This window comes from Clostridium sp. MB05, assembly GCF_046581255.1.
Classification (GTDB): Bacteria; Bacillota; Clostridia; order Clostridiales; family Clostridiaceae; genus Clostridium.
Genome location: NZ_CP174370.1, coordinates 1526007 through 1546119, shown reverse-complemented (window position 1 = coordinate 1546119; position 20113 = coordinate 1526007). Strand labels below are relative to the sequence as shown.

Below are 20113 nucleotides of genomic sequence, written 5' to 3'. Positions count from 1 at the left end.
CATATGTAAACAAAGTGTTCCAATTAGAATCCTATATGTAATCATACACTCATACTTTAAAGTGCTTATACTTTCTTATAATCATTAGCTGCTATTTAATATTGGCTTTATGTCTATTTATAATAAAATTTAATCAGGTAATTGATTCTTATATTGCTGATTGCTTATTTTTTCAATTTCCTCAACATAATCATTATCATCCTTATCCTCATCATAATCATATTCTGCTACATTCCTAATCTCATTAAATCTTCCTACTGCTTGGTAACTATCCTCTTCATCAAACCCGACCTCATCTTTATCATGTTGCCCAGCTCTATGCACAAATGGTGTACCAATTACACTTTCTTCAACTACTCTCTTATTAGAATTATAAGTTTTTACTGCACTAACAACATCTTGACATTCAATACAATTTACTGCATAAGGTAAAAACTCTAATCTCTCTTTATCAATATCTTTTCCACATGTTTTACACTTACCATAGCTTCCTTCATCTATAGTTCTTAATGCATCGTCTATTTTATCTAGTAATCCCCTTTCATTCGCTTCAAGAGCCCTACCTTTCTCAACTTCAAAGGTTTCACTAGCTATATCAGCTGGGTGATTGTCATAAAATGATAACTCACTTGAAACCTCTGCATTAAATCTAGTCATTCCATTATTATCTAATTGGTCAATAAGATCAGTAATTCTCTTTTTTTCTTGATTAAGTTTATTTTTATAATATGTTAATTCTTCTCTATTCATTTAAATCATCCTTTCAAAAGTAATGCCTAATTATATTGTCCCAAAAAGATGATTTTTTAGTACACTAATTATAATATTGGTTGAAAATAAAACATAAAACAATATAAATCTCTTAATAAAGCAAAACAGTAGACAGATTCCTTTTTAGGAATACTATCTACTGTATTATTTCTATAGATTAAATTAATACTCTATATATCAGAAAATCTTAAATCTATTTGATAATTATTTTTTAAAATTCACTTCTTTTTCTTTATTTATATTTATAAATGATTTACTTGGTATAGTTTTAGCAATTACTTTTCCTTTTCTTATAGAATATAAAACTTCTGCTCTTCTTCTAACAGCATCATAACCACTTTCAGCATTTAGTAAAATTAAGTTACCTGGCTTTCCTATTTCTATTCCATATTTATCTTCAATATTTAAAGTCCTTGCACTATTGGTTGATATAAATTTTAATGATTCATTTATATCATCATAGCCCATCATTTGGCATGCATGTAATCCAAAATGAACTACTTCTAACATATTTCCTGTTCCTATTGGATACCATGGATCAAATATATCATCATGTCCAAAGCATACATTTATCCCTGCTTCATTAAACTCTTTAACTCTTGTAATTCCTCTTCTCTTTGGATATGTATCAAATCTTCCTTGTAGATGAGTGTTTACTAGAGGTCTTCATTTTTAAATTAAAGTTATACAAAATCCAATTTTTTAGTCTTAAAAAACAAATTTTTTTAATTTATCATTTATTTTACCTAATATTGATGGAACTACTTTTAAAATACTTGGTAAAAATAGAGAAACTAGAAATGCCACAGCACATAATACAAATACTTCATAATACATAGGTTGTCCAACATAAACTTGATATCCATGTATAGACGCAACTGCTATTGCTCCTATTATAATAATCTTAGTTGCAATCCAAGATATTAAATTTATTACCTTGCATAAAAATATTATTATAGACAATACAGCTATTACAGGTAATGCTATTATTTTTAATAGTATGTTAACTGCTTCACTTATCGTAGATGATTCACTTTTTTTCCTATTTGCGACTTTTTTAGTATTATCTCTTTTATACTTTTCTTTATTACCTTCTTTATTTCTATCTTTTGAAGGTTTCTTTTTATCACTTTTTTGTTTATTCATTAATGAATTATTAGAAGATGATTTTTTACTTCTCTTCTTAATTTCTGATTTATCATCATCTTGAAAATTATCATACTCATTCCAAGTATCTCTTTTAAAATTTTTTTGTGGATTCTCATTTAAGCTATTTTTATTAGAATCATTAACAAAAGTTTCTTTATACTGATTTTTTTCTCTTTCAAATTTTATTTCTTCATAAGCTTTATCAAATACTTTTATAAAAGCCTTTGCTCTTCTTTCATCTTTAATTTCTTCTTTTAATTTATTTACTTTGTTTTCATATGCTATTTTTATTTCTTCCATTGATGCATTTTCATCTACACCTAAAATCTTATATTGCTCCATACATCTTCTCCATACTATATATAAAACTATATTTACTATCTTTTGATTAACAATTATTATATCAATTTTTTTCAGTCAATTAAAAGGTAAATATATCCTATAGTATGATTAAAATAAATATTAGTTTCAAAAATTATAAAATTTTCTTTCATACCTTTAGGAAGTATAATCTACTCATTATATGTATCCATATAATCATTCTCGGAGACATAAAAACAAATAGGAACATGTCTTTCATAGCATTCTTCACACATTTCCTTTAAACATTCTGGACATTCTCTTATATCATCTTCATGAATACAGTTTCCACATAACTCACATTCTATCATACACTATCACCTCTAAACATATAATTTAAAATTATATCCCTATCTGATCTTCCTTTCAACTTTATTTTAATTACTACCACATTTATATAATCCTATATAAATACACGAAAGCTCTAAGCATTTTATACTTAGAGCTTTTGCATATTAAAAAGTACACATAAAGATTAAATTTATCTCTATGTATACTTTTCTTTTATGCTATCTATTTTTTATGATATACTCATAACTTTTCCTATCCAATATTCATACTCTCTTGTATTTATATTATTGCCAGTCAACAACTACTGTGCCTGTTGAATTTGTAGGTACTGTATATACGTGATTATTACCACTTTCCCAAGTTACTAAGGTGCCATTTTTCTTAATGAATTTGTATTCAATACGTGTTCCTGCAGGTACGCTTACATCATAATACCATGTTGGATACTTATATACTACCTGATTATATAAGGCTCCGATAGCTTTGCTTGCATTCCATGAACCTAACTCAGGAACACTCCCAACAAGATAAAGATTTTCACCCAAATTTGTCGTAGCATTTTTCACAACAAATCTTACAGTCACTAAGTCACCACTTACCACATCATAATTTCCATAGATATTACTTTCTATACCTCCAGCTGTTCGAAGTGAAACAGCTACCTTTCCTGCAGGAACATTAGGTACTTTAACCTTTATCTCATTATCACTCCAAGATACAACCTCTGCAGCAACATTTCCAAAACGTACAGTTCCTTTTCCACTTCCAAAGCCCTCTCCTGTTATAACTACTTCTTGTCCTACTTTAGCCATTGGATGAGCTACGTTTCCTATATTAGGTGTACTGGTATTTGTATTATAACTCCATACTGCAGCAGAATTGCCTGCTAAATTAAAATTATTAACTGCACCTTTATTTACTACAATATCATTTCCATTAACTGTCTTACCTAATACATCACTATAATTTCCTGATGGTAATGAAGTGACTAAACCACTAATATTAACACTACTACTTCCCTTATTTAAAGCAACAACTACAACATCATCACCAAATTTTCTTTCATAAATATAAACATCATTATTTATCCATTTCTGTTTTGTATCACCATACCCAAGAGCAGAATTTGATTGCCTTAAAGGTGATAATGCTTTAATTATTTGATAAGCATTGGTATTAGTATTAAATCCACTCATCATACCTCTATTATATGGATCTCCATCACCATTCATATATTGCTCTGTTCCATAGTATATTGCTGGTACCCCTCTTGATGTAAGTGTTAGAACTAATGCTTGATCTACAGATGTATTATTATTTGAAGTTGAGAATCTGTCCATATCATGGTTATCAACAAATATTACTTGATCATTAATGTGTTCATAATCTGTTGCTGTGGAAGTAAACATTGAATCTAATGCATACATATTACTCTTTTTATCTCTAAAAACTTGTCTAACTGTTTGTGCATATCTAAAATCTAATAAACTCATTCCATTATTATTAGCAAAACTACTATTATTAGGATCTACTTCTCCAACACCTAAAAACCATTCTCCAAATGTAAACACAGGTCTATAAGAATAAATAGTATCCATAAAACTCTTTTGCCATTCAAAAGGCATATGTTTTACTGCATCCATTCTAATACCATCAATGCCCATATCTAACCATAATTTAATTGCAGCTTTAAAGTAGGAATCTACAGTTGAATTTAAATGGTTTAAGTCTGCTAAATCATATAGGTTTCTATATATTCCATCTTCTAAGGTTGAAAAATCTGTTCCACCATAATGATTAAATAAATTTTTACTATCGTTAGTTAATCCACCAAGTAATGTGCCATTATCATATAACTTTCCATTTTCAGCATAGGTAGGAGTATCCTCTGATGCTGGGGAAGTATGATTAGGTGCAAAATCAATTATTACTTTTATTCCCTTACTATGAGCAGTATCAACTAATCTTCTGAAATCATCAAAATTACCGAAGGCTGGATTAGTTTTCTTGAAATCTCTAGCCCAATATCCATGATAAGCTGTTCCTCCTGAATTTAATACTGAGTAGATATTTTCAACTGGTTGGGAAATCCATAGAGCAGTTATTCCCATATTAGTTAAGTATCCATCATTAACTTTGTCTATAATTCCTTGCCAATCCCCTCCAAAATATTTTTTATAATCACTCTTAGTTGAATCATATAACCCTCCTGAAGGGTTATTTGCTTTATTTCCATCATAAAACCTATCAGTTACTACCTGATAGATTACATCCTTTGAGTAATCAACCTTATTTATTCCATTTTGACTTGTGGCATAAGTTTCTGTATTGGATTGAGCAAATACTGTCTTATAGTTAACTGGACCTACATAACTTACTATAAGCAATACTAATGATAACATTGAAATTCCAAATCTTCTTAAAGTTTTCATTTATACATCCTCCTTAAATTTCATTTTTAAACATTAATTTAGGATATCTTTGTATTAAATAAATATTTCTACTTTATCATTTTTAAAATTTTAAATTCCATTGGAGCTAAAACTAAATTTTCCTCAATTTCTCTATCATTATTATTTAATAGCTCTTTAAAATTTTTATATAAATTTAATTCTACTTCTACCTCAATCTCATTATTATTAATTGCAACAATAACCTTATTGTTATCATTATTGACCCTTTCAAACACTATAACATTATTGTTACAATAAATCTCATTATATTCACCGTAAATAAGTTCACTATTTTCTTTTCTTATCTTTATTAACCTTTTGTATAAATCAAATAATTCTCTTTTTTGCTTTTCTTTATCCCATATCATACATTTTCTTGATAATGGTTCCTCTCCTCCATCTAAACCTATTTCATCTCCGTAGTATATATATGGAACTCCTATATAACAAAATTGAAAAGCTATGGCTAACTTCATTCTTTTAATATCATTTTTGCATTCTGTTAAAAATCTTTGTGTATCATGGCTTCCAAATAAATTCCATAATTGTCTAGTTATAGATTCTATATATATAACCCTGTTTTGAGCTAAAATTTCACTAAATTGCTGAACCGATATAGATCTTTTAGCGAAAAAATCTATCAAAGCTCCTTTAAAAGGATAATTCATAATGCTATCAAGTTGATCCCCCTTTAAAAATGATGTTGCTTCATGCATTATTTCTCCAACAATAATTGCATTATGATTTGCTTCTTTTACTGTTTTCTTAAATGCTCTCCAAAAATCATGATCAACTTCATCACAAACATCAAGCCTCCAACCATCAACTCCTACTTCATCAATCCAAAATTTAGCTACATTTAATAAATATTGCGTAACTTCTTTATTGGAAATATTAAACTTAGGCATTGTATAAACATTATTTGCAAAGGTATAATAATTAACCCTTTCCTTATCAATAGGATAGGAATCTACTAAATACCAATCCTTATATAAAGAGCTATCACCATTTTTAACAATATCTTCGAAGGCAAAAAAATCATCTCCTGAGTGATTAAAAACTGCATCTAATACTATTTTCATATTTCTTTTATGACACTGTTTAACTAACTCTTTAGCATCTTCGATATCACCAAACTGTGGATCTATTACAAAATAATCACCTATATTATACTTATGATTTGATGAAGATTTAAATATTGGAGTTAAGTATATTAAATCTATTCCTAATTCCATTAAATAATCTAGCTTATTAATAATCCCCTTAAGATCTCCTCCGAACATAGAAGTCCTTGTTACCTCTTCTCCCCATTCCAACACATTAGGTGGATTATTACTACTGTCTCCATTACAAAATCTATCAACAAAAATTTGATATACTACAGATTCCTGAAGCCATTTCACTTCATCATATAAATCCCCTTTAGCTATATATGGATACTGAAATGCTGTAGCTTCCTTTCTATCTATCTCATTATTCCTTATACCTCTTTCATCTAGGTAAAATGAATTTCCATATAAATCAGTTAACTTGAAATAATATCTGTATCTATTTCTATCTACAGAAATGTCTACATGATAATAATCAAATAAATCTGTTTTATTCTTTATATACATTTCAACTACATTAAAGTCATTTTCCCAATCATATCTATCTTTATAATATAGTTCACATTTTTTTATATCATTTTTAGCTGTTCGTAAAACTATTGATAAGGTATCTAAATCTTTTCCATAAGCATATGGTACATCTGTTATATGGTATATTGCGTGTCTATTCACCTCTAGTTCCTCCTATAATTATTCCTTAACTGCTCCAGCAACTAATCCACTTGCAATAAACTTTTGTATAGACATAAATACAATTGCAAGAGGTATTGATACCATTACTGATGCTGCTGCATACTGTGGCCAATTTGTTACTTTATCACCCATTAACCCTTTTAACCCTACTACAACTAATCTCATTGACTTTTCTTTAATTAAGGCAGAAGAGAATACAAATTCTCCAAATAGACCAATAAATGAAAAGAAGAATATTACTACTGCCATAGGCTTACTTAATGGTAAAATTATATTTGTAAATACTTGCCATGTAGTTGCACCATCCACCTTCGCTGCTTCATCTAATTCCTTTGGTAGTCCATCCATAAAACCTTTCATTAGCCAAATATTATAAGCACTCCCTGTACAAAGGATTAAGGATAAAAACCATAAGTTGTCCATGCCATATTGAAACTTATATGCTACAGCTAGTATCGCTGGTACTGTCATACTTGCTGGAAACATTTGTACTATAAGTAATCCCATTAATCCTTTTTTCTTACCTCTAAATTTAAATCTTGAAAAAGCATACGCTGCTGGCAAAGTCATTAATATTTGAGCAGTAGAAACTAATAAGGCAACAAAGGTAGTGTTTACCATCCATTTTAAAAATCCATTATTATTTAATAAAACTGCTTTATAATTCTCAAATGTTATTGTCTGTGGGATTAATGATTTTTGCATAAAGCTTGTACCAGAAGATATGGATGCAGAAACTATTGCAAATACAGGAAATAATATTACTAGTATTGATATCCAAATAAATATTCTTTTTATCCATAATATGCTTCTTTCCCTAACAGATATTTTACGTTTATATTGTAAGTTATATACAGTAATACTTTCCTTATTTTTAACTTTGATATTAAGATTACTCTCTGCCATTAATCTTCCACCTCCTTAAACTGACCTGAAATATTCATATTAATTATTGATAATGCTGCAATTATTATAAAAATCAATATTGACATTGCAGCACCTAGCCCAAAATTCCCTTGACTAGTTGACATTTTATATGTTGCAGAGCCTAAGAGGTCTGTCCAACCTGCAAATGATGATCCTGCCTTTGTTGGTTCCTCCCTCTGTCAATAAAAATGCTGAATTAAAGTTATTAAAATTAAAAGCAAAATTAGCAATTAATAAAGGATATGAGGTTTTTGCTAATGATGGTAAAGTTATCTTAAAGAACTTTTGTATACCACTAGCTCCATCTATATCTGCTGCCTCATAATAAGTAGTTGGAATAGCTGTTAATGACCCTATACAGACATTCATCATATAGGGAAATCCAAGCCAAATATTTACTAATATCACTACTAATCTTGCTGAAAAAGGTGTTGTTAGCCACATTACTGGCTCATTAATAATGTGTAAGTTTTGAAGTATAATATTTATAGCTCCATACTGACTGTTAAACAAACTTTTATATGAAATTATAGTTATAGCCCCTGGTAATGCCCAAGGTATTATTAATAGACCTTTATATATAAATGATTCCTTCATATTTTTATCGTTAAGTACAAGTGCAAATATTAGACCAACTAAATAGCAACCTAGAGTTGATATTGTTGTAAAAATTAATGTCCATATTAAAAGAGGAAAGAATTCTGATTTTAATGGACCAACTAATACTTGTTTAAATTGATATAACCCTACTATGCTCCATCCATTTTCACTTCCATAAGGATAATTCTGATTTTTTATACTATAATCAGTAAATGCTAAAAAGATATTGTATAAAGTAGGTAGTACACTTAAAATGGCAATACTAATTAATGCTGGCGCTAGATACTTATATGCTTTAATATTATCTTTATATCTAATTTTTTCTTTCTTCATACATTTCCTCCTCCACCAAAGCAACTCTTTATTGATACTGATAATCTAATTAGTAATTAAGAGGAAGGCTTAAGTCCATTCCTCTTAAAAACAAATAAAATTTGGGAGCATAATTAATTATTTTGATACTCCTATAGCATCTTTAACTGCCCTTTGGATATCTTCCGCAACAGTCTTTGGATCTTCACCTAATAATATTCTTTGTATATTTTTAACTCCATCCCAAATAGCTTGAGTTTCGGAAACGTTTGGCATTGGAACTGCAGATTTTAATTGCGCTATAAAACCTTTAGTATAGTCATTATTAGCAACTTCACTCTTCTCTAATTCTGATTTAAGAACTGAAATTCTATTACCCACTTCATATAATTTATCACCACTATTTTCAATTAAATATTTCATTAACTTCCATGTATCATCCTTAGACTCGGATTTGCTACTTACAAATGCTGATTGAACACCCATAAATGATTTTGCTGGTACTCCATTAATTTTAGGGATTGCAGTAATACCAAAATTAACTCCTGCTTCTTTAAAACCACTTACATCCCATGGTCCACCAATATAAAATATTGCTTCACCAGACTTAAAAGAATTATTTGCTATATCACCTGTTATATCTGGAACCATAAACTTGTCCTTTTGAACTAAATCTTGTAAGTATTGATATGCTTTTATAGAACCTTCGGAATTAAATCCTAAATTATTAACATCTAAACTACCATTTCCACCACCAAACACATATCCACCATATGATTGAACAAATGCTGCTGTATAGTAGAAATCATTAATCGGAAATTGGAATCCTGATGGTCCATGGGCTTTAGCTTGCTCTACTAATTCATTCATAGTTTCTGGTAATTTACTAACAATATCCTTATTATAAAATAACGCGTATGTTTCCATTGAAATCGGAACACCATAAGCCTTTCCATCATATGAAACTGCATCCCATACATTACTACCTACATAATCATCTCTATTAACGAAATCACTTGGCACTTCTTCTAACAATCCTGCTGCCTGGAATGTACCTAAATTATTATGTGCAATTCCAAATAACATATCTGGTCCTTTAGCTGAATTTGCTGCTTGCAAGAATTCTTGATAGCCTGAATTATCTTTTAAAACCTTAACTTTCTTATTATTATCTTTTGCCCATTGTTGAGCAATTTCATTTACAGCTTCAACTTCATTGTCCATTAAATTTGACCATACAACTATTTCTTTATCATCATTTTTTTTACTATTATTACTACTTGCACATCCCCACAATGCTGAAACTCCCATTACGACTGTAAGCATTGATGCAACTAATTTAACTTTTTTATTCATAAATAATCCCTCCATAATTAGGCTAATAATTAGAAAACGATTGCAACCTTTATATTTTTATTATACTTATTATTAAAATTAACTTTTGTTTAAAATTGAATTTTTTTGTTTATTTTGTATGTATTTTCCTCTAATTGTTATATAATTTATTTAATATTACTTTTTTTGGGGGATAAGGCTATGTATGATTCTGATGAGTTTCTATTTATTAATGAGGTTACTTTTTTAATAGAAAATAAAGATCGTAATACTTTACTAAACTTAACTTTGGATAAACATGAGAATGAAACAAAAGAAAATTTACAAATAGTAACCAAACAAAATGATCTTATAATGTGGAATGTAATATTTGCTAGAGAGGTTTTTAGAAATGGTAGTACAAAGACATATCTTCATACCTTGTACAATAAGTATTATAACGCTATACAAAATACTAAAAAGTTATATAATTTGCAACAACTAGAAATTGATATGATTAATTCATATTTTGATATATTAATTAATTATGTTGAATTAAAAAACAATCTAATCTTAAATAAAATAATAGGATATCTTTATATTCATATAGAAAACAGTATTACTTTAGAAGAAATGGCTAATGACCTAAATTTATCTGTTGGATATTTATCAAATACTTTCAAAAAAAATATGGGAATTTCAATAATGAAGTACCTTAAAGATCTGAAAATTAATAGAGCTAAGGTACTTCTTATTACAACAAATAAAAGCATTTTAGAAATATCTACTGTGCTTTGTTTTTGTGATCAAGGAAACTTTTGTAAATCTTTTAAAAGTATTGTTGGTTTAACTCCAAGTCAATTTAGAAATCAAAACATACAAATTTAAATAAATGGGCTGTATCAGATTGAACATTTTTGTTCAATCTGATACAGCCCCTTCTTCTGGAACTACTATATGATTTTCAAAGCCCCATCATTGTAACATTATCCATATATAGTTTTATTATATTTTAAATTAAATCATAATTTTTCATAGCATAATATAAACCATCATGATCAATATCTTCTGTAATGTATTCGCATAATTCTTTTATTTCCTCTGGAGCATGTCCCATCGCAATGCTATGATTTGCAAACTTTAACATATCAAAATCATTATAGTCATCTCCAATGGCATATATATCCTCTTTATCTATATTAAAATAATCTAAGATTACTTTTATACCAGCACTTTTAGTAATTCCCATTTCACTAATTTCTCCACCTGAGAACACTTTGCCTAAGGATAACTTAACCACATTATATTACTTGGAGTTAACTCTAAGTCAAGAATTATTTTGCTTTTTTAAATAATTTCCTAAATATATTTTATTTGTTACAAGCATATTTATATGATCAGGTCATGCATTAGTCCCTATAATTTATAATACATCTCTTTTACATATTTCACGTAATATCTTACCAGTTTCTAATTTATACTTTTCATATATAATCTGTCTTCTATATTTCGGTGCAAATACTATATGATATTGGCACCTCCATTCTGTATGTGATAAGCTTTCTATGTCGTTACCTATACGACACCTGTTATGATTTTTTGTTTTACGATTGTCAGTCGCTTTCATTCTATCATGGGAGTTCTTTTTTGCTCAGAGCTAAAGCCATTTTATCCACTTGAATAGCCAGTGGTTATCAAAGCAATATAAAAAACCTTCCAAGTAGTATTGGAAGGTTTACTTATTAATTTAAAGTTCTTAAATATGCCATGTACTTATATACTTCGTCACCTGATTTTTCAAATTCAAGTCTACATGCATTTACAAGTTTTATTGTATGATCATTATTCGAATTAATACTTGTCTTTATTATATCCTTAAATTCAGGTAAATTTTGTGGAGTATCAACACTTAAATCTCTAACTTCAGGACTACCTATTGTAATATAAGCAGCTAAAATAGCTAACCAATAATCCTGTAATATATATTCCTTATCCTTAACTAAAGGCAATAAGTTTTTAAATGCCTCTTTAGATGTAACTGCATGTAATATTGTAAAATTCTTAGTCTTTACAAATAATTTATTTATAATTATATCTAATTGTGATAATACCTCTGAATCATTTCCTTTTAAAGTAAAAGCATTCTTCTTAAATCCATCTAATCTGTATATCTTTTCTATCCTATCAACAATTAAATTACCACTATAATCTTCACCCTTAACTGATTCTACAAGTATTTTAAGAGACTCTAATGGATTTTCTGATTTAGACGGTAGAACATCAGATTGATGTGGTGTAAAGGTTGAGGCAAAATAACTTAGTGATTTTATAACCTCTTCCTCATTTTCACTTCTTACAGCAAATGATAATCTAATTAATGGATGAAAGGCACGAGCTGCAACTCCCCTAATTAATTTAGGTAAAAATTCTCCTATTATCTCTAAATAATTTGATTTATTTATTTTTTGAGAAAAATAATCATAATATGAACCTAAAGAATCTTCAACTCCTAAGTATTCCTGAAAATTTTCATCACCTATATTATATAGTTTAGAAAGGTCTTCCTTAGATATTTTTATTCTCTCAATTGTTTTATCTAAATATTGTTCTATTTCATTAAAAGGAACTCCTAACTCATATAGTGAATAGCTTACCATAGGTATATGGCTAGATAATCCTCCATTGTAATCACTGGCATAATCTTTATATTTATTAAAAAATTCTTTAAACATAACTCCTCCTATTGAAAAATATTATCAATTATATTTTACCACATTGGTAATACTTGTCAATGAGTCAGTGTTTATAATTACTCTTTAATGCCAAAGGCTATCCAACACCCATCAATTTCCTCTAATACAATTTTCCTTTAAGGTCTCTCTATTATCCCATATTATTAAAACTATACTTCCAATTAAATAACATAGAATATCCTTTATATCGAATGTACTACCAAAAATAATTGAAAGTATTTTATTATCTTGTAAACTCATAACTTCTAGAATATTAAAATATTGCACAACTTCAACAAATGATGCAAAAACAAATAAATATATAGCTAAAAACCTTATTGGCTTTTTAATAAAACTTCTTGTAAAAGTATACATTAATATAATTACTAGAATATCTCCAATATATGGTCTAATAATTCTATCATTTATAAAAAGTGCAATTCCAACCTCAATTAAAAATAAAGTAATGAAAGCTATTAAGTATTTAATATTAATTTTCATATATTCTCCTAGTGACTACTTATTAACCTTTTTCCACCTTAACACAATTAACTATCTATTCTTAATTATACCAAAAAGAGCTAGCAACAAGCTAACTCTTAAAATTTATAAACTTTACTATTCTTTTGTTGTCCATTTCTCACAATTCCACACATCCGTTACCACATCTTTGTAGAACTCTGGTTCGTGACATACTAAAAGAATACTACCTTTATATTCTTTTAACGCTCTTTTTAGCTCATCTTTGGCATCAGCATCTAGGTGATTTGTTGGCTCATCTAGAATCAAAATGTTAGTTGGCTTATTTAAAAGCTTACAAAGCCTTACTTTTGCTTGTTCTCCACCACTTAAGATATCCATAGTACTTTCAATATGCTCCCTAGTCAATCCACACCTAGCAAGCTTTGTTCTTATCTGAGTTTGGCTATCTTTTGGAAACTCATCCCATAATTCTTTTATCACAAGTTTCTTTGTAACCTCTTCCTTCACTTCCTGCTGGTAATAACCGATATTCTGAAGGACTCCTAGAGTTACCTCTCCGTCTATTGGGTTCAATAGACCTATCAAACTCTTTAAAAGCGTAGTTTTACCTATTCCATTAGCACCTATAAGAGCAATCTTATCCTCCCTCATCATCTTTAAATTTAATAGAGAGGTCAATGGTCTTTCATAGCCAATGACTAAATCCTTTGTTTCAAAGATTAAGCTTCCAGAAGGGCTAGCTTCTTGAAAAATGAAATGTGGTTTAGGCTTATTTTTTACTATTTCTATTCTCTGGATTTTGTTAAGCTTCTTCTCTCTGGACTTTGCCATAGCAGCTGTAGATGCCCTAACCTTATTCTTTCTTATATAATCCTCAAGAATTTCAATCTCCTTCTGTTGTTTATTATAGTCTATTAATATCTGTGTTTTTCTCTCCTCGTACAATTTTAGGAACTTCTCATAGTTGCCTACATATCTAGTTAATTTTTTATTTTCTAAATGATAAACTACATTGATAACACCATTTAAAAATGTATTGTCATGGGAGATTACTATAAAAGCATTTTCATAGTTTGATAAATATCCATTGAGCCATTCTATATTCTCCTCGTCCAAGTGATTTGTTGGCTCATCCAAAAGCAAAATATCAGGTTTTTCTAGGAGCAATTCCCCAAGTAATATCTTGCTCCTCTGTCCACCACTTAATTGCGAGGTTCCTCTATCCAGTAAATCTTTAAACCCAAGACCTGTGGCTATTCCTTCTATTTTAGATTCTATAGAATAGAATTCACCTTTCTCTAAGGTTTCCTGTAATACTCCTATTTTATTAAGGGCCTTCTCCATTTCTTCCCTAGCCATGGTACTCATATTTTCATATATCTTATTTAAATTTTTCTCTATATTAAAAAGCTCTGTAAAAGCTGTTCGCAAATACATCCTCACTGTATCCTCATCTCTAAGTTTCACATTTTGATCCATATAGCCAACTGAAACCTTTCTGTTCCACTCTATAGTTCCTTGATCTGGCAATATTTCATTGGTAATCAGCTTTAGGAAGGTAGTCTTTCCCTCTCCATTAGCACCAACTAGACCAATATGCTCTCCATTTAATAAATTAAAAGACACATCATTAAAAATCTGTCTATCCCCAAACCCCTGTGACATGTTAGTCACTTTCAAAATACTCATTTGTTAATTCCCCTCTTTTATTTCATTTCTAACCATTGCTATTTTTCATTGCTTCAAGAGAAAAGCATTCGTAACAATCATCTATTTTAGCTTAGCATGTTCTAAATCAAAACTACAAGTTCATAAACATTTCTGTAAAGATCTCTATCAAAAAAGCAGGTGATACAACCTATAACCTAAGTCATATTACCTGCTTATAATTACGGGGAATATACTTCCCTATTTTTATACAATCTCACTATTCTTCTTATACTAGCCTCGCTTAAATAAAAGGCATTAGATAATTCCTTTACAGAAGTTCCCTCTTTATATTTGCATATAATCTTTCTATTTCTAATATCCAACTCCTTCAAGGCTCCACTGTTCTCTCCCCAAGTCTTTTTATTTTCATCTTTTCTTGGGATATATAGATATTCTCCATCTATATATTCCTGAACTATTTTCAATATTTTCTCTGGAAGAATATCTTGCGCTTTTTCATATCTCATAAATCATTGCTCCTTTATCTACACTTATTTTGTAAATAAGGCACAACGATTAATAAAACATATATATCAAATTAATCTTTTAAATCAGCTCTGAACAACTTGTTTCATGTCTTACAATCGTTGTGCAGAGCTAACTACAGCGCAGTTATTTTCAATCACTTTCAATCACCTCATTATAAATTACAATAGCCTATAAGTAAGATTATACCTCAATTCAATTAACTTATAAAGTTAAATTCATCATAGAACTACCTTCAATTTATATATTATTTTATTTTTATGTCTATAATCACAATGTTATTGTTCATAAAATAAAGGTTAAGAATACTTTTATGCTTCTCAACCTTATAATTAGCTGTTTTAACTCTAAATCTTTGTTAATATTATTTTATTTAGTTTTTCAGCAGATCAATTCTACCTATATTATCATTATAAAACAAAATATGTATTAATTTTACGATCTCTTATTGACCTTTAATATCTTCAATCTTTATAAATTAGATATATTTTCTAAAATATAATATTACATTAAGATATTCTACCTTTATACTCACCATTAATTTTAAATATATTTACACCATACATATTTGAATATGCTTTCTCACTACCTTCTGGCATTAGCTTTAATTGGATGCTTAAGTCACAATTAGCATTTTCAATTAATGTCATATCTTTTTCTATTTTTAAAGGCTCTACATTAATATTCTTTCCATCAGCAACATCAAGATCTAACCTAGTCATCTTCAACATTTTATCTAATTTTGATTTATCTTCAGCTGTAATAGGTATTAACTCACTATAATCATCATTATCACTAACTATTCTATCATCAATATTTTTTCCAGCAAAAAAATCTTTTAATAATTGAACTGCAAAATCCACCTCTGAATAATCACCTTTTTTATAGTTAATTCCTTCTTCAACATCAACTATTACTGTATAATCTTCTAAATCAGCTACATTGCCTTTTGCATTAGATGAACTATCCTGTGTTTTACTATCTCCTACAGCTTTATCATTATCTGATTTACTATCCTTAGAACCATCCTTCTCTGAAGAATTATCTTTTTTATCCTCTACTTTAGGTTTATTATCACCCTTTTGATCTTTCTCTGTTTTACCACATGCTATTAGACTTGTTGATAAAATACAAATAGACATAATTAGCAATAAAAATTTCTTTTTCATCATGTATCCTCCTTTTTCCTGTCTAGTTAATTATATCATTATTATATAAATTTTGTATATATTGATTTTTTCATTTATATATTTAAATTAATATTAAAGATTGTTACATAATAACAAACAAGCTCCAAGCCTTAATATTATAAAGGCTTGAAGCTACTTCTTATTAATTATCTAATAGTTATCATTATACTATTTTAGTTGTCCATTCCTCACAACCATTTCCACAATAATATGTCTTTATGTTTTTAGGAGTTCTACTGGCTACGATTACCACTTATTTCAACTAGATATATAATATTTTTATTATAGCTAAAGGATGATTTATTTTATGAAGCAAATAAAAAGATTTATTATTATAGCTTTGTTATTATCTATATCACTACCACTATACCGATTTACTCCTACTAGAATTACTCCAAAAGAAGAGCTATCCGAAGATGATATAAAAATAAATATGTACTATTTTAAAAACTAATATTATGAGGTGAATGTTGAAAATGGTTTATTAATCTTATTTAAGCAAAATTTATATAACTAAGCATAAAATCAAAGCATATTTTAAAATATATTTATTTAAGTTGCTTTTTTATATAATATAATTTGGTTTTGAATAGAATTTTATTTATTATAAATCATTAGCTATGGTTTTAAATCTTAATTTAACTTTTTCTTATTTCTTAGCATTTGATATCATCTGACATGCTAAGCCATCTCTTGTCATCATATTCCACAATATGATGTTATCTCGCTTTGACATCAATCTTTATTAAGCATATACTAATAATACAAGTTGGCCAAGCCAATATGTAAACTTAATATCGCGGGATGGAGCAGTTGGTAGCTCGTTGGGCTCATAACCCAAAGGTCGTAGGTTCAAGTCCTGCTCCCGCAACCAAAACCTTACTCTTACTGTAAGGTTTTTTTATTATTTAAAAGCTTCTGAATCATTTGTTAATCCTCTCTCAAAATTTTATTTAAATCATGTTAATTAATTGAAAGATAACAGAGCTAATTTACTCATCCTATGTTATACTTTCATTTAGATCATTATGAAAGAAGGTACATATTTAATGAATTATAAAACTTTTGAAAATAAATTTTATGTTAAAGAACACATTGCTTATGCCACTGTTTTAAAGAAAGATGGAAGTGAGTTAGTTTTCCAAATAGATGCTGACGATATTGAAAGAATAAAATCTATGGGAACTTGGTTTGCTGAATGGAATAAAGATTTTAATGCTTATACAATTCAAAATATAAGCAAATCAAAAGGAACTAAGCATTTAAAACAAAGTCTTCAAACAGTTATTTTAAATGCTAATCCAAAAGCTCCTGTTAAACATATTAATGGAAATATGCTAGATAACAGAAAATCTAATTTAGAAATAGTCCCAAGTGCTCAAAAAAATCAATATGAAAAAGTTGATGATAACACCATTGCTATCATCCTAACTAATAAATACGGCACTCCACATGCTAGGGCATTAATTTCTTCTGAAGATTTAAATACTGTTATAACTGACGAGTTTAGTTGGGTTCAATATAAGAAGAATGGAGTTATCATAGTTATCGCAAATACTCCACAGGGTAGAATTCATTTAGATAAACTTATAATGAATCCTACTGAATCTGAAATTGTACATCACATAAACTTAAACCCTCTGGATTGTAGACGTAGCAACTTAGAAAACAAAGTAATCGAATAAATATCCTAAAGAAAGCCTAGTGATGTAACACTAGGCTTTCTTTATTTATCATATATAAAATTTTTATAAACATCTTATTTTTTATTATTTAATAGTTCGATTATCTTATCTATCCATTCATGTTCCCTAATTTGCTCACCTACAAGTAACACCAGTAACTAAGTCTATTAATCTCATTTGCTTGAGGTACGGTTCACTCTTTATAATCCTAAATCCAATAGTACTAAAACAAGCTATTATACTATTTTAGTTGTCCAATCCTCACAGTTCCATATCTCTGTCACAACATCTCTATAGAATTCTGGTTCGTGGGATACTAGTAAAATTGATCCTTTGTATTCTTTTAATGCTCTCTTTAATTCGTCTTTTGCATCTACATCTAAGTGATTTGTTGGCTCGTCTAGGATTAATATATTTGTTTCTGTATTTAGAATCTTGCATATTCTTACCTTTGCAGCCTCTCCACCTGATAAAACCATTATTTTTGATTCTAATTGCTTTGTTGTTAAACCACATTTAGCAAGTGCTGCTCTTATCTCGTATTGTGTTTTACTTGGAAACTCTTGCCACACTTCTTCTATACAAGTATTTGTATTTCCCGATCTATCTTCTTGCTCAAAGTAACCTATATGTTGATAGTCTCCTCTATGAACTTTTCCTGATAGTGGCTGTTGTATTCCTAGTAAGCTTTTAAGTAATGTTGATTTACCAAGTCCATTTGCTCCAACTAAAGCTATTTTTTGTCCTCTCTCCATTAATAAGTTTAATGGCTTAGTTAGTGGCGAATCATATCCTATAACTAAATCTTCAGTTTCAAATATTGTTTTTCCAGCTGTTCTTGCTATTTTAAAGTTAAACTCTGGCTTTGGTTTTTCCTTTGAAAGTTCTATTACTTCCATTTTATCAAGTTTCTTTTGTCTTGATTTAGCCATATTAGCAGTAGCAACATTTGCTTTATTTCTTGCAACGAAATCTTCCAATCTAGCTATTTCCTTTTGTTGCTTTTCATAAGCTTGCTCTAATCTCTTTTTGTTTTCTTCATATAATCTCTTAAATTCATAATAATCTCCAACATACCTTGTTAACTTTCTTTCTTCAACATGATAAATTAAGTTAACTACTGAATTTAAAAATGGTATATCGTGAGAAATTAATATAAATGCATTTTCATAATTATTTAAATATCTCTTAAGCCATTCTATATGTTCTTCATCTAAATAGTTAGTAGGCTCATCTAAAAGTAGTATATCTGGATTTTGAAGTAATAACTTTCCAAGTAGTATCTTTGTTCTTTGTCCACCTGATAAATCATCAACATCTTTATCTAAACCTAAATCTAAAAGTCCAAGACCTTTAGCCACTTCTTCTACCTTTGCATCTATTACATAAAAACCATTATGATCTAATAAATCTTGAATAACTGCTGTTCTTTCAAGCATTTTTTCTAGTTCTTCTGGAGTACAATCTCCCATTTTTTCATAAAGAGAGTTCATTTCTGTTTCTAAATCAAATAAATACTTAAAAGCATCTCTTAAAGCATCTCTTATACTTTGTCCTTTTACTAAAGCTGCATGTTGATCCATATAGCCAACTCTAACATTATTAGACCAAATAACCTTTCCTTCATCCGGCATAAGCTTATCTGTTACTATATTCATAAATGTTGACTTACCTTCACCATTTGCTCCAATAAGACCAACGTGTTCCCCCTTTAATAATCTAAAGGATACATCTTCAAAAATAGCTCTATCTCCAAAGCCATGACTCATATCTTTAACTGTTAAAACGCTCATTTTTATCCTCCTGGTTGTTGTTTTAATTCTAAATTTACCTATTTCAAATTTAATT

General features: G+C 28.8%; 17 protein-coding genes, 1 tRNA gene and 3 pseudogenes. 4 read left to right on the top strand and 17 right to left on the bottom strand.

All coding sequences use genetic code 11. From position 1 onward, the window contains the following. Window positions 1–129 precede the first annotated feature (129 nt). The 9 genes and pseudogenes from ACH36K_RS07185 to ACH36K_RS07145 form a co-directional block, all read right to left on the bottom strand. On the bottom strand, window positions 130–750 hold the full coding sequence (locus ACH36K_RS07185; protein WP_411170258.1) for a TraR/DksA C4-type zinc finger protein: 621 nt from the start codon (window positions 748–750) through the stop codon (window positions 130–132). Between the two features lie 225 nt (window positions 751–975). Next, a pseudogene (locus tag ACH36K_RS07180) lies at window positions 976–1434 on the bottom strand (amidohydrolase family protein); the annotation flags it as partial. 45 nt (window positions 1435–1479) lie between these two features. Beyond that, window positions 1480–2262, bottom strand: coding sequence for a molecular chaperone DnaJ (locus ACH36K_RS07175; RefSeq protein ID WP_411170257.1), 783 nt, complete (start codon window positions 2260–2262; stop codon window positions 1480–1482). A gap of 170 nt (window positions 2263–2432) precedes the next feature. Continuing rightward, window positions 2433–2591, bottom strand: a complete 159-nt coding sequence (locus tag ACH36K_RS07170; RefSeq protein ID WP_411170256.1) for a hypothetical protein — start codon at window positions 2589–2591, stop codon at window positions 2433–2435. Window positions 2592–2855: 264 nt separating this feature from the next. Beyond that, entirely contained in the window at window positions 2856–5003 is a 2148-nt protein-coding gene (locus ACH36K_RS07165) for an alpha-amylase family glycosyl hydrolase (RefSeq protein WP_411170255.1), read from the bottom strand. A gap of 68 nt (window positions 5004–5071) precedes the next feature. Continuing rightward, window positions 5072–6805 carry a glycoside hydrolase family 13 protein gene (locus tag ACH36K_RS07160; protein WP_411170254.1) on the bottom strand — a complete coding sequence of 578 codons (1734 nt, stop codon included), beginning with the start codon at window positions 6803–6805 and terminating at the stop codon, window positions 5072–5074. 18 nt (window positions 6806–6823) lie between these two features. After that, window positions 6824–7732, bottom strand: a complete 909-nt coding sequence (locus ACH36K_RS07155) for a sugar ABC transporter permease (RefSeq protein ID WP_411170253.1) — start codon at window positions 7730–7732, stop codon at window positions 6824–6826. Then, window positions 7732–8686 (bottom strand): annotated as a pseudogene (locus tag ACH36K_RS07150) (carbohydrate ABC transporter permease). Before ACH36K_RS07150 ends, ACH36K_RS07155 begins: the two are co-directional and overlap by 1 nt. 117 nt (window positions 8687–8803) lie before the next feature. After that, window positions 8804–10021, bottom strand: coding sequence for a maltose ABC transporter substrate-binding protein (locus ACH36K_RS07145; protein WP_411170252.1), 1218 nt, complete (start codon window positions 10019–10021; stop codon window positions 8804–8806). Window positions 10022–10201: 180 nt separating this feature from the next. Between ACH36K_RS07145 and ACH36K_RS07140 the strand changes: the two genes are divergently transcribed. Further along, a complete protein-coding gene (locus ACH36K_RS07140; RefSeq protein ID WP_411170251.1) occupies window positions 10202–10867 on the top strand; it encodes a helix-turn-helix transcriptional regulator in 666 nt (221 codons plus the stop codon). A 124-nt stretch (window positions 10868–10991) separates the two neighbouring features. Here the strand turns inward: ACH36K_RS07140 and ACH36K_RS07135 are convergent, their stop codons facing one another. From ACH36K_RS07135 to ACH36K_RS07105, 7 genes and pseudogenes are all read right to left on the bottom strand, one after another. Continuing rightward, on the bottom strand, window positions 10992–11228 hold the full coding sequence (locus ACH36K_RS07135; protein ID WP_411170250.1) for an HAD family hydrolase: 237 nt from the start codon (window positions 11226–11228) through the stop codon (window positions 10992–10994). Between the two features lie 186 nt (window positions 11229–11414). After that, window positions 11415–11606 (bottom strand): annotated as a pseudogene (locus tag ACH36K_RS07130) (transposase); the annotation flags it as partial. A 115-nt stretch (window positions 11607–11721) separates the two neighbouring features. After that, a complete protein-coding gene (locus tag ACH36K_RS07125) occupies window positions 11722–12711 on the bottom strand; it encodes a questin oxidase family protein (RefSeq protein ID WP_411170249.1) in 990 nt (329 codons plus the stop codon). 111 nt (window positions 12712–12822) lie between these two features. After that, a complete protein-coding gene (locus ACH36K_RS07120; protein WP_411170248.1) occupies window positions 12823–13212 on the bottom strand; it encodes a DUF2809 domain-containing protein in 390 nt (129 codons plus the stop codon). Between the two features lie 117 nt (window positions 13213–13329). Further along, window positions 13330–14883, bottom strand: a complete 1554-nt coding sequence (locus ACH36K_RS07115) for an ABC-F family ATP-binding cassette domain-containing protein (protein WP_411170247.1) — start codon at window positions 14881–14883, stop codon at window positions 13330–13332. 200 nt (window positions 14884–15083) lie between these two features. Beyond that, a complete protein-coding gene (locus tag ACH36K_RS07110) occupies window positions 15084–15371 on the bottom strand; it encodes a CD3324 family protein (protein ID WP_411170246.1) in 288 nt (95 codons plus the stop codon). A gap of 528 nt (window positions 15372–15899) precedes the next feature. Beyond that, a complete protein-coding gene (locus tag ACH36K_RS07105; RefSeq protein WP_411170245.1) occupies window positions 15900–16559 on the bottom strand; it encodes a hypothetical protein in 660 nt (219 codons plus the stop codon). Window positions 16560–16887: 328 nt separating this feature from the next. Between ACH36K_RS07105 and ACH36K_RS07100 the strand changes: the two genes are divergently transcribed. From ACH36K_RS07100 to ACH36K_RS07090, 3 genes are all read left to right on the top strand, one after another. Continuing rightward, complete coding sequence (locus ACH36K_RS07100; protein WP_411170244.1) at window positions 16888–17034, top strand: hypothetical protein; 147 nt, start codon at window positions 16888–16890, stop codon at window positions 17032–17034. A gap of 344 nt (window positions 17035–17378) precedes the next feature. Further along, window positions 17379–17454 (top strand) — tRNA-Met (locus tag ACH36K_RS07095). 175 nt (window positions 17455–17629) lie between these two features. Continuing rightward, the gene (locus ACH36K_RS07090) at window positions 17630–18265 is read left to right on the top strand and encodes a hypothetical protein (protein WP_411170243.1); all 636 of its coding nucleotides are present in this window, start codon (window positions 17630–17632) and stop codon (window positions 18263–18265) included. A gap of 236 nt (window positions 18266–18501) precedes the next feature. Here ACH36K_RS07090 and ACH36K_RS07085 read toward each other — a convergent pair whose 3' ends face one another. Beyond that, a complete protein-coding gene (locus ACH36K_RS07085) occupies window positions 18502–20058 on the bottom strand; it encodes an ABC-F family ATP-binding cassette domain-containing protein (RefSeq protein WP_411170242.1) in 1557 nt (518 codons plus the stop codon). Window positions 20059–20113: the final 55 nt, after the last annotated feature.